Annotated in this window: 10 protein-coding genes and 1 pseudogene; 2 read left to right on the top strand and 9 right to left on the bottom strand. The window is 64.2% G+C overall.

Features of this window, described 5'->3' with window-relative positions; genetic code table 11:
- From lhpI to AC1RUR_RS07735, 8 genes and pseudogenes are all read right to left on the bottom strand, one after another.
- Complete coding sequence (lhpI, locus tag AC1RUR_RS07770) at positions 1-969, bottom strand: bifunctional Delta(1)-pyrroline-2-carboxylate/Delta(1)-piperideine-2-carboxylate reductase (RefSeq protein ID WP_492842519.1); 969 nt, start codon at positions 967-969, stop codon at positions 1-3.
- Positions 970-979: 10 nt separating this feature from the next.
- Complete coding sequence (locus tag AC1RUR_RS07765; RefSeq protein WP_492842518.1) at positions 980-1,642, bottom strand: helix-turn-helix domain-containing protein; 663 nt, start codon at positions 1,640-1,642, stop codon at positions 980-982.
- Between the two features lie 65 nt (positions 1,643-1,707).
- Positions 1,708-2,937 (bottom strand): ABC transporter substrate-binding protein, encoded by a 1,230-nt coding sequence (locus tag AC1RUR_RS07760; RefSeq protein ID WP_492842517.1) that lies wholly within the window; start codon positions 2,935-2,937, stop codon positions 1,708-1,710.
- Positions 2,938-3,038: 101 nt separating this feature from the next.
- The gene (locus tag AC1RUR_RS07755; RefSeq protein WP_492843130.1) at positions 3,039-3,935 is read right to left on the bottom strand and encodes a branched-chain amino acid ABC transporter permease; all 897 of its coding nucleotides are present in this window, start codon (positions 3,933-3,935) and stop codon (positions 3,039-3,041) included.
- 141 nt (positions 3,936-4,076) lie between these two features.
- Positions 4,077-4,952, bottom strand: a pseudogene (locus AC1RUR_RS07750) (branched-chain amino acid ABC transporter permease); the annotation flags it as partial.
- 8 nt (positions 4,953-4,960) lie between these two features.
- Positions 4,961-5,662 carry an ABC transporter ATP-binding protein gene (locus AC1RUR_RS07745; RefSeq protein ID WP_492842516.1) on the bottom strand — a complete coding sequence of 234 codons (702 nt, stop codon included), beginning with the start codon at positions 5,660-5,662 and terminating at the stop codon, positions 4,961-4,963.
- Positions 5,655-6,416 carry an ABC transporter ATP-binding protein gene (locus AC1RUR_RS07740; protein ID WP_492842515.1) on the bottom strand — a complete coding sequence of 254 codons (762 nt, stop codon included), beginning with the start codon at positions 6,414-6,416 and terminating at the stop codon, positions 5,655-5,657. The genes AC1RUR_RS07745 and AC1RUR_RS07740 overlap by 8 nt, the downstream gene beginning before the upstream one ends.
- 133 nt (positions 6,417-6,549) lie before the next feature.
- The gene (locus tag AC1RUR_RS07735; RefSeq protein WP_492842514.1) at positions 6,550-7,833 is read right to left on the bottom strand and encodes an NAD(P)/FAD-dependent oxidoreductase; all 1,284 of its coding nucleotides are present in this window, start codon (positions 7,831-7,833) and stop codon (positions 6,550-6,552) included.
- A gap of 170 nt (positions 7,834-8,003) precedes the next feature.
- Here AC1RUR_RS07735 and AC1RUR_RS07730 point away from each other — a divergent pair, with 170 nt between their 5' ends.
- Both AC1RUR_RS07730 and amaB read left to right on the top strand, forming a co-directional pair.
- The gene (locus AC1RUR_RS07730) at positions 8,004-8,936 is read left to right on the top strand and encodes a LysR family transcriptional regulator (protein ID WP_492842513.1); all 933 of its coding nucleotides are present in this window, start codon (positions 8,004-8,006) and stop codon (positions 8,934-8,936) included.
- A 234-nt stretch (positions 8,937-9,170) separates the two neighbouring features.
- Positions 9,171-10,727, top strand: coding sequence for an L-piperidine-6-carboxylate dehydrogenase (gene amaB / locus AC1RUR_RS07725; RefSeq protein WP_492842512.1), 1,557 nt, complete (start codon positions 9,171-9,173; stop codon positions 10,725-10,727).
- 506 nt (positions 10,728-11,233) lie between these two features.
- Here the strand turns inward: amaB and AC1RUR_RS07720 are convergent.
- Positions 11,234-11,539 (bottom strand): YciI family protein, encoded by a 306-nt coding sequence (locus tag AC1RUR_RS07720; protein WP_492842511.1) that lies wholly within the window; start codon positions 11,537-11,539, stop codon positions 11,234-11,236.
- Positions 11,540-11,759: the final 220 nt, after the last annotated feature.

The following is an 11,759-nucleotide window of genomic DNA, read 5'->3' as shown; positions in this document are numbered from 1 at the left end:
TCACGCGGGAGACCTTATGGAAGCACTCGGACTGGCCAGCAGGCTGGCAGCCGTGAGATCCTCGATCGCCGCACCGACCGATTTGAACAGGGTGATCTCGTTGCGATCAAGGCGGCCGGGCTTCGTGCCATTTGTCAGTTCGTGGAGATCGCCGCAGATCCTGTCGGCGCTCCAGCTTCCGGCGGCGATGGGTTGCAGCAGGTCCCCCGCCTCGGCGAGCGCTCCGGCGTAAGTGTCAACGAAGACGCGGCTGCGCAAGACGGCCTCATCGTCGCTTTCGCGCATCTGCGGCCTGAACGCACCGACGAGGTCGAGATGGGTTCCCGGCCGCAGCAGCGCCCCCTTGACCAGAGGCTCGGTCGAGGTCGTCGCGCAGCTGACGATGTCAGCCAGCGGCAGGGCTTCGGCCAGGTCTGCCGCAGGGGCCGCGTTGATGCCCTGCCGGACGAGCGTGTCGGCCAGGGCTCGCGCGCGCTCAGGATTGCGTCCCCAGACCAGCACCCTCTCGAGCGGACGTATGGCGCAGTGGGCTGCGACGAGGTGGGGCGCGAGATGGCCAGTTCCGACGACAAGCAGCGTGCGGCTGTCGGCGCGCGACAGATAGTCGGATGCCAGCGCCGAGGCGGCCGCAGTGCGCCGGTTGGTCAGGGCTTCGCCGTCGATCATGGCGCGCGGCTGGCCGGTCTGGCCATCAAGCAGGAAATAGAGCGACGACACCGCCCCGAGACCACGTTCGGCATTCTGCGGAAACACCGTGACGAGCTTGACGCCAAGCGCCTCACCGCGAATCCAGGCCGGCATCGTCAGGAGACTGGCGGGCGCGCCGTCGACGCCGACCTCGTAGGCCTGCCGTAACGGCATCGGCTCGCTATCGCGCCTGAAGGCTTCGCGCAATGCCTCGATCAACCTGGGAAAGGCAAGCGCGGCATGGACGTCGGCAGCGGAGTAACTGCGCAGCATCGGTATCATTCCGTCCTAATCATGAAAGTGCGCTGATGCCGGTGCAAATCCAGATGACTTCGGCATCCTCCTTGCTCAACGACACGATGGCGTGGCCCATCTTGCTGTCGAAATAGGTGCTGTCGCCTACTTCGAGCGTGACGGGAGCATAGAACTCCGTGAACACCCGGACGGTTCCGGACAGAACGCACAAGAACTCCTCGCCCTCGTGGCGCACCCAGCCGGGGAAATCGTCCAGGCTGCGCGCCCTGATCCGCGCCTTGAATGGCAGGATGTGTTTTTGCGAAAGGTCGGTCGCCAGCACCTCGTAGTCGTAGGTATCGGTCGGATGCGGCTTGCCCTCGCCGCGACGGGTGACGCTGCGGCGCCCAAAGGGCGCGCTCTGGCGACGCTGGTCGAACAGCTCGACGATGTCGAGATCGACCCCGCGCGTGATCTTCTGAAGCACGTCATAGGTCGGCGACATCTGGCCGTTCTCGATCTTCGACAGGGTCGAGCGCGCGACCCCGGTGCGCTCGCTCACCTCTTTTAAGGTCCAACCCTTGTCGATCCGTACGCGCTTCAGCCTCTGACCGAGATCGTCGCTTGCCTTGGCCGGCGCGACGTCAGTCGAGAAACGCGCCGGAACGATCTCGGCGGCCGCGGTCTCCCTCAGCGACGGTCGCGTCGCAGTCTTCTTCATCGCGGCCCTCTCCCTCTTATTGCGTATGTGCAGCCCCGGCGGCGCGACGTCGCCGGGGCCTCGCCTCACTTCTTTACGAGCGGGCATTCACTCTGGGCAAGAGATTGAAAGGCCTGCTCCCCGGGCACGGTCGCCACCACATTATAATAGTCCCATGGCTGCTTCGATTCGGAAGGTTTCTTGACCTGGACCAGCAACATGTCGTGGACCATGCGGCCGTCCTCGCGCACCTTGCCGCCCTTGGCGAAGAAGTCGTCGACGGGCAGTTCGCGCATCTTGGCAGCCACGGCCTTGGCTTCATCGGTGCCGGCGGCCTGGATCGCCTTGAGATAGTGCCGGATCGAGGAATAGACGCCGGCCTGGGGTGCGGTCGGCATCGCTTTGCGCACCTCGAAGAAGCGCTTGGCAAAGGCGCGTGTCTCGTCGTTCTGGTCCCAATAAAAACCCTCGATGAACGAGATCCCTTGAGCGGTCGACAGGCCAAGGGCGTGGACGTCGGTGATGAACACCACCGGCGCCGATATGGCCTGGCCACCCGCAATGATACCGAACTCATTGGCTTGTTTGATCGCCGTCGTCATGTCCTTGCCGGCAGTGGCGAGCACAATGACCTTGGCTTTCGACGCTTGCGCCGGCAGCAGGAACGCCGAGAGATCGTTCGCGCCGAAGGGATGGCGGACGGTACCCAGAACCTTGCCGCCATTCGCCTTGATCGCCTCGCTCGCAATCTTCTCGAGCGAGTGTCCGAAGGCGAAGTCGGCGGTGACGATAAAGAACGTATCGTTGCCCTTGTCGATCAGGGCCTTCATCGGTCCGACCGCGTTGGAATAGTTGTCATAAACCCACTGAAAGCCGGTCGGCGAGCACTGCTTGCCGGTCAGATCCGTCGTGCCGGGCGACGAGAACAGCACGACGCGGTTGGTGTCGCGCGTGAGCTGCTGCACCGCGAGCGCAATCGCGCTGTTGGTCACGTCCGAGATCGCATCGACTTTCTCGTTCTCGATCCAGCGCCGCGCGATGCCGATGCCGATGTCGGCCTTTTGCTGATGATCGGCGCCAATGATCTCGATGGGCTTGCCGAGAACCTTGCCGCCAAAATCGGCCGCCGCCATCTGAGCGGCCAGGAGCGAGCCAGGTCCGTTCAGGTCGGAATACTGGCCGGACATGTCGGTCAACACACCGATCTTGACCACGTCGTCGCTGACCTGGGCAGCGGCCTGACCGCCGACGGCGAACGAGCCCAGGCAGAGCGCGGCCGCGATCCCGCGCAAGGATTTGGAAGGCGTCTGTCGCATGATCTATTCCCTGTTGTCAGATCCGCTCGTCGGAGCGGGTTTTGGCCCGGTCTTGTCTCGCTTCGCCGGACGGCGAGGCCTTTGTTCGAAAATGTCTCCGCTCACTCCTGCGGTGCGACCGCCACCTCGCGGAGTGCGGCGGGCACCGCCGCCGGTGTCCGGCGCAGGCGATGCCAGAGCTCGATCCATTCGCCGACGATACCGCGCCGGAAGGCGAGCACGCAGAGCACGAAGATCAGGCCGTGAATGACGGTGACCCATTGCCCGAATGCCGCCAGATAGTTCTGCATCGCAACGACGATGAAGGCGCCGACCAGCGGGCCGTAGAGCGTGCCGACGCCGCCGAGAAATGTCATCAGCAGCACTTCGCCCGACATCGACCAGTGCACGTCCGTGAGGCTGGCGAGCTGGCTGACGATCGCCTTGGTCGACCCCGCAAGCCCCGCCAGCGCCGCGGAGAGCACAAAGGCGACAAGCTTGTAGCGATTGGTTTCAAAGCCCAGCGACTGGGCACGCACGTCATGATCGCTGATCGCCTTCAGCACGCGCCCGAACGGCGAGCCCACCAGCCGCATGATGAGGAAGAACCCGCCGAGGAATATCGCCAGCACGAAGCCGTAGAGATTTTCCGGTCGCGAAAGGTCGATCAGGCCGAACAGCATGCCACGGGGAACCGCCTGCAACCCGTCTTCGCCGCCGGTGAAACGCGCCTGAAGCGCCACGAAATAGACCATTTGCGCGAAAGCGAGCGTCACCATGGCGAAGTAGATGCCGCTGCGACGAATGGCGAGCCAGCCGGTGACGAGGCCGAGCATTGCCGCCGTTACAGTCCCGGCAAGGATCGCAAGTTCGGGAGACAAACCCCAGATCTTCGCGGCATGGCCGCAGACATAGCCGGCCGAGCCCAGGAACATCGAGTGGCCGAAGGAGACTAGCCGCCCATATCCGGCGACCAGATTGAAGGCGCAGGCGAACAGCGCGAAGATCATCGCCTTCATCATGAAGCCGGAATAGACGACGAGCGGCGCGGCCGCGAGACAGCAGGCGAGCGCCAGGAACATCAGCATCTGCGTACGCATTGACGGCGCAGTCGCCGACAGGCTGGACTGCGGTTGCCCCTGCGCCGCCTCGAGACTGGAGCCGAACAATCCGGCCGGACGGATCAACAGCACCACCGCCATCACGACAAAGACAACCGTCGTCGAGGCTTCGGGATAGAAGGCCTTCGTCAGCCCCTCGATGATGCCGACGAGGAATCCGGTCACGATCGCGCCCATGATCGACCCCATGCCGCCGATCACCACCACCGCGAAAACGACGATCAAGAGATCTGCGCCCATCAGCGGACCGACCTGGTAGACCGGTGCGGCCAGCACGCCCGCCAGCGCGGCGAGCGCGACGCCGGCGCCGTAGGTCAGCGTGATCATGCGCGGGACGCGGATGCCGAAGGCCTGAACCAGCATCGGGTTTTCGGTCGCGGCGCGCAGATAGGCGCCAAGCTTGGTGCGCTCGATGACGTACCAGGTGCCGAGGCAGATCACGACCGAGGCGGCGATCACCCAGGCCCGGTAGTTCGGCAGGAACATGAAACCGAGATTGCGGCCTCCCGTCAGCGCCTCCGGAATCGCATAGGGCTGACCGGAGGATCCGAACCAGTTGCTGAAGGCGCCCTGCACCATCAGCGCGAGACCGAAGGTGAGCAGCATGCCGTAGAGATGATCGAGCTTGTAGAGGCGCCGCAGCAGCAACACCTCGATCACGATGCTGATCGCGCCGACGATGAGCGGCGCCAGGATCAGCGCCCACCAATAGCCGACGCCGAGATAATTGAGCAGCAGCCACGCGCCCATCGCGCCCATCATGTATTGCGCGCCATGCGCGAAGTTCACGATGTTCATCATGCCGAAGATCACCGCGAGCCCGAGGCTCAGCATGGCGTAGAAGGCGCCGTTGATCAGCCCGAGCAGGAGCTGGCCATAGAGCACTGCGGAAGGGACGCCGAAGATCGTGGTCATGATGCCCTTTAAAGTCCGAGATAGCTCTTGAGCGCGCCCGACCTGCCTTCGAACTCCGCGCCCGGAATTTCCTCGACGACGCGGCCGAGCTCCACGATGTAGTGGCGGTCGGCAAGGCCGGCGGCGAAGCCGACATTCTGCTCGACCAGCAGGATGGTGAAGCCGAGCGCCTTCAATTCGGTGATCGTCCGGCCGATCTGGCGGATGATCACGGGCGCGAGCCCCTCGGTCGGCTCGTCGAGCAGCAGGATGCGCGCGCCCGTGTGCAGAATGCGCCCGAGCGCCAGCATCTGCTGCTCGCCGCCGGACAGCTTGGTGCCCTGGCTGTCGAGACGCTCCTTCAGGTTCGGAAACAACTTGAGGATCTGCGCGACCGTCATGCCGCCGGCGGCGACTTTCGGCGGCAGCAACAGGTTTTCGCGAACGCTCAGGCTCGCGAAGATGCCGCGCTCCTCCGGACAGAAGGCAATGCCCTTGCGCGCGATGTCGTAAGGTGCAGCACCGATGAGTTCGTGGCCATCGAGTGCGATCGAGCCCGAACGCCTGTCCAGCAGCCCCATGATCGCCTTCAGCGTCGTGGTCTTTCCGGCGCCGTTGCGGCCGAGCAGCGTCACCACCTCGCCGGCGCGGATGCTGAAATCCATCCCGTGCAGGACTTTGGACTCGCCGTACCAGGCCTGGAGATTGCCGACCGCGAGGCTCTCACGCATGCGCCTGCCCCGTATAGGCAGCCATCACGTCGGCGCGCGAGGACACTTCGGCATAGCTTCCTTGCGCCAGCACTTCGCCGCGCACCATCACGGTGATGGTGTCGGCAAGCTCGGCGACCACACTCATGTTATGCTCAACCAGCAAGACCGTACGGCCCTTGCCGGCCTCGCGGATCAATTGCGTCACCCGCCCGATATCTTCATGACCGAGCCCCGCCATCGGCTCATCGAGCAGCAGCACGCTGGGCTCCAGTGCGAGCGTCGTCGCCAGTTCGAGCACGCGCTTGCGACCATAGGAAAGACTACCCGCCATCGTCCCGGCGCCGTCGGACAGGCCGAAGCGCTCGAGCAACGCGTCCGCCCGCTCCAGCACGCCACGATGATGCGAAATCCGGCCGAGCAGATTCCAGGCAATACCATGCTCGCGCAGCAGCGCGAGCTCGATATTCTCGCGCACAGTCAATCCGGCGAAGACCGCGGAGATCTGGAAGGAGCGCACCACGCTGCGCTTGGCCATCGCCGACATGCTGAGGTGGGTGACGTCCTGGCCATCGAGCAGGATCGTGCCGGCTGAAGGCGGAAGGAATTTCGTCAGAACGTTGAACAGGGTGGTCTTTCCGGCCCCGTTCGGGCCGATCACGGCGTGCATGCTGTTGCGGGCAAGGCGAAAGTTGACGCCGTTGACGGCGAAGAAGCCGCCGAACTCGCGGCTCAGGCCGCGCGTCTCCAGAGCGTACTCGGGGCCGTCCGTCATGCCTCTGCCTGCTGACGTCTGGATCGCAGATTAACGGGTTCGGACCAGACCGCAGATCCATCCTTGATCAAAAGTTTCCTATCGTCAACTTATTTCCGATAGGATTATTTTGTCGCACTTCGGAATTCCTGCTCTACAGCCGCGCCTCGATCAGATGGACGAACTGCGCCCCCACCTCGTACAGCGCCGTCCTCACGCTCCGGAAGTTCGGCTTGATCGGGGGCGATGCCGGAAGCGGCAGGTCTTTCTCGTCGAGTTGTCCGAGCGCATAGAGGGCGAGCAAACGCCCGAATGTCGTGCCGGGCGCAATGCCGCGCCCGTTGTAGCCGCTGAAGCCGAACACGTTTTCGGCGAGCTTGTGGAAGCGCGGCAGGTGATCGTCGGTCATGCCGATCAGGCCGTACCATTCCGCTTCGAACCTGACGTCGCCGATTTGCGGGAAAAGCTTCTTGAGCGCCCGTCGTGCCCAGGACCGATGAACCGCAGCACCCGTCCCGCGCAGCGCGCCGCAGCTTCCGAACACGAGGCGGCCCGCGCGATCGAAGCGAAACGAACTCAGCACCTCATTGGTATCCCAGGCGCCCTGCCGTTCGGGAAGAATGGATGCGCGAACGTTGTCGGACAATGGCTGGGTGGCAAAGTTGAAATAGGGCAGATGGATCTGCTCCGTTCTGACTTCGGACCAGGGCCCCGTCGCATAGGCGTCCGTCGCCACGATGACGCGATCGGCGACGACGTGGCCGTCTCCAGCGTGCAGCTTCCACTTTCTATCAACCCGCTCGGCCGAGGTGACCGCGCTGCGGGTGAATATCTTCGCGCCGGCATTCACAGCGCTGCGGGCAAGGCCACGCGCATAGGCCAGGGGCTGGATCGTGCCTGCGCGCCGATCCCACAACGCCCCTTTATAGGCCGACGAGCCAATTTTCGCGGCAGTGTCGGCAGCGTTGAGCAACTCCACCGGCGCGCCGCGACGGCTCCACTGCGCCACACGCTGCTCCAGCTCCCTCAACCCGTTGAGACCGACGGCGCAATGGAGCGTGCCAGCACGCTCCAACTCGCATTCGATGCGGTGGCGCTCGATCAGATCGAACACCAATTGCGGGGCGTCGCCCAGCAATTCGAGCAGGCGCTCGCCATAGTCGCCACCAAGCACGTCGCCAAGAACATCCGGCATCACCCACATGCCGGCATTGACCAGGCCGACGTTTCGGCCGGCCCCGCCAAAGCCGATCTCCACCGCCTCAAGCAGTGCGATATTGGCACCTGCCTCGGCGAGATGGAGTGCAGCCGACAGACCGGTATACCCGCCGCCGACGATGGCCGTGTCGACCCTGATCGGTCCGTTCAGTCTGCTGGTTTCCGGTGCCGGTGGCGCGGTCAACTCCCAAAGACCGTGGGATCTGGCGTTGTCTAGCATCGGCTCCGACGTCCTCGTCTGTTTCTGCCCGCAGGGTCGCGTTGTCCGAGGCGCATTGACTGGTTCATTCCAATTCGGCAAGTGAGATGCCGATCGTTGCAGGGGTGCCGAATGGCTGGACTGCGGGTCCGGGTGGCAATCTAGCGTTGCCAGTTGCGCCGGGCCAAGCCATGTTTGGTCAAGACTTCATGCGGCTGGAGAATGACGTGCAAGGCCCCCGTCGCTTCTTACCATCACTGCCCCTGCTAGCCGCGTTTGAAGCGGCGGCGCGGACCGGGAGCATCACGGCCGCGGCCAGGGAGCTGTCGCTGACGCAGGGCGCGGTGAGCCGCCAGGTCAAGGCCCTGGAGGAACAACTCGAGGTCGAGCTGTTTCATCGCGAGCGGCAGACCATCCGCCTGACCGTGGGTGGCGACGCCTATGCCCGCGAGATACGCGATGCGCTGCGCAAGATCAGCACGGCCTCGCTCAATCTGCGCGCTAATCCGTTCGGCGGCACGCTGACTCTCGCAATCCTTCCGACCTTCGGCACACGATGGCTGGCACCGCGGCTGCCCAAATTCCTCGCGGTCAACCCCGGCATCACCATCAATCTGGTCACGCGGTTGTCGAGCTTCGACTTCCGGCTGGAGCCTGTCGACGCCGCCATCCATTTCGGGCGCCCGGAATGGCAAGGGGGTGAACTGGCGTTACTGCGGTCGGAGACCGTCATCCCGGCCTGCAGCGCCGAGCTGCGACGTCAATATGATTTCGCGCGCGCAAGCGACCTTCGGAAGGCTCCACTGCTGCACCTGACGACGCGGCCGGACGCATGGGAACAATGGCTGACGCTGCACGGCGTGGATGCCCATGCCGTGCATGGCATGCTGTTGGACCAGTTTGCCACCGCATCGCAGGCGGCAATTTCCGGGTTGGGCGTAGCGCTGCTTCCCGAATTTCTCATCGAGGAGGAGCTGAGCACCGGCAAGCTGGTGCGCGCGCTCGATCTGCCGATGAAAAGCGCCGAGGCCTACTATCTGGTGTGGCCGACCGACCGGGCGTCTCATCCGCCACTTGTTGCCTTCCGCGAATGGCTTCTTCTGGAAACGGCGCCAGATCGCTGAAGGCCGCCCCCTGACAGGGGCGGGTGTGCCGGCTGATCGCCCCCTCCGCGCTCAACTCCCCTATCATTCGCCATCGGAATGACTTGTTGAGCTTCTATCGTTTGAAAACGCCTGACCATTGTCCTCTTTATGAGGTGGGACATACCGCCGTTGAGCAAATCCGCCGACGACGCCGTGGCCCATTGCTGACAGCCAGCCCCATGAACCAACGCCAGCCTTCGGAAAGATCCCCTCATGTCCGCCACCTTATCCAGTCAGACCGGCAACCTCTCGCTCAAGGCCGAGGTCGACGCGCTGCTGGTTGAACTCGGCGTTGACCGCGCCAGCTACGGTAATGGCACGCTGGCGGCGAAAACCCCGATCACCGGCGAGACCGTGACCCATGTCAGGGAAATCGATGCCGCCGGCGCAGCCTCGGTCATCGACAAGGCCCACGCAGCATTCCTGCAATGGCGCCTTGTCCCCGCCCCCAAGCGCGGCGAACTCGTTCGGCTGCTTGGCGAAGAGCTTCGCGCCAACAAGCGCGCGCTCGGCCGGCTCGTGTCCATCGAGGCCGGCAAGATCGAGTCCGAAGGTCTTGGCGAAGTCCAGGAGATGATCGACATCTGCGACTACGCCGTGGGGCTTTCCCGGCAGCTCTACGGCTTGACGATCGCCACCGAACGCCACGAGCACCGCATGGCGGAGACCTGGCATCCGCTCGGCGTCACCGGCATCGTCTCGGCGTTCAATTTCCCGGTCGCGGTCTGGGCCTGGAATGCCGCCCTGGCACTCGTTTGCGGCAACAGCATCGTCTGGAAGCCATCGGAGAAGACTCCTCTCACCGCACTGGCGACGGACGCGCTGCTCGGACGCGCGGTGGAGCGCTTCAAGGCCGACGGCGGCGCAGCGCCCGACGGCTTGTCCCCCGTGCTGATCGGAGGACGCGAGATCGGCGAGGCCCTCGTCAACAACGCCAAGGTGCCCCTGGTCTCGGCAACGGGTTCGACCGCCATGGGACGCGCCGTCGCCCCGAAGCTCGCGCAACGCTTCGCCCGCGCCATTCTGGAGCTCGGCGGCAACAACGCGGCGATCGTGACGCCGACGGCCGATCTCGACCTGACGCTGCGCGGCGTTGCCTTTGCGGCCATGGGCACGGCAGGCCAGCGCTGCACCACGCTGCGACGCCTGTTCGTTCACGAGAGCGTCTATGAAAGCTTCGTCCCGCGTCTGAAGAAGGTCTATCAGTCCGTATCGGTCGGCAATCCCCTCACCGGCAATCTGGTCGGCCCTCTCATCGACGGCCTCGCCTATGAAGCGATGCAGCGTGCACTGAGCGAAGCCAAGGCCTCAGGTGCGGCCATCGTCGGCGGCGAGCGCGTCGCCGTCGCTGGTGCCGACGCGGCGTTCTATGTACGCCCGGCGCTGGTCGAGATCGGCGCACAGACCGCAGCGGTCGAGCGCGAGACTTTTGCGCCGATCCTCTATGTCATCAAATACAGCAACTTCGACGCCGTGCTCGAATTGCACAATGCCGTCCCGCAGGGCCTGTCGTCTTCGATCTTCACCAATGATCTGCGCGAAGCCGAAGCCTTCCTGTCGGCGCGCGGCTCCGATTGCGGGATCGCCAACGTGAACATCGGCCCCTCGGGCGCCGAGATCGGCGGCGCATTCGGCGGCGAAAAGGAAACCGGCGGCGGACGTGAATCCGGCTCGGATGCCTGGAAGGCCTACATGCGCCGCGCCACCAACACGGTCAATTATGGCCGCACGCTGCCGCTCGCCCAGGGCGTCAAGTTCGATGTCGATTGAACCACCCGGCTGACGCCGTACGCAGGGGCACCGGAATTGAGAGCTCCATCCTGCGGGCTCGGCCGACCCTGCCGGGGCAGGAAGTCCAGCCGCCGAGGCGCAGGATGAGCGAGCACTCCGGCAAAACAAAATCGAAAACAACCCCATGCACAGTAGCCGCGGCCTGCGGAATCAATGATTTACGCCGGTGACGGCGCCGTTTGACTCGTCGGGCAAAACAGGGGCATTATGTCACCTTCGGAAAATCCGTCGGAGGCGTTGCCGGAGCTCCTAATGTCGGGCCCCCTGCCCCGACGAGCAGCGATTGCTTCTTGTCATCCGCCTGTAGCGGCTTGAGCGTGGGGGGACCGGGCTTGGTCTAGGGCTTACGATTCAATCCCTCTGGCCCACCGGCCTCCCCGCCTTGATCCACTCATGCAGGAGCTCGCATCCCCGGAAATGCCCTGTTACCGAGATTATCGTGTCGGGAGGGGCGAAGTCTGAAAGGCTGCGGCGCAGAACCGTCCTCAGGGCGTGATCTTGCCGTCGAGGATGGCAAGCCGAAAGGGTTTCACCTCGACGCTCTGCCAGACCCCTTCTCTGACGTAAGGCTCCTGGGCAAGCCAGGCATCGAGATGACCGCGGCTCGGAAAATCTGCAAAGACGACGGACCCGATCATATCACCGGCAGCATCGAGTATTGCTCCGGCCGCGCGCAACTCGCCGCGCGCAACCATCGGCTCGATTCCGGCAAAATGTGCCGGACGCGCAGCCAGTCGACGTGCCTTGGCGCCCTCATCGGTGGCATCATGAGCCAGCACGAGAAACTGCATTGTTAGCCTCCTTTCGTCCGCCTCGACGACACGCAACCGACGCCTTGCCGCGCGAAACGCCGTCGTCGGCACTTCGACAAGATGGCATCTGGCGAGCGAAGCGATATTGTAGAAATTTGAGGGCCGATGTCGCCATTGCAGCCCTGGGATGCAGACGCGCTCAACGAGCGGCAAATCTCCGCTGCAGAAGCCCGCGTCCCTACCGTCTCGACGGCGCGCG

The organism is Bradyrhizobium sp. GW821-FHT12B03, from assembly GCF_058807535.1.
The sequence above is the reverse complement of the archived record's forward strand: the minus strand, read 5'-3'. Positions and strand labels throughout refer to the sequence as shown.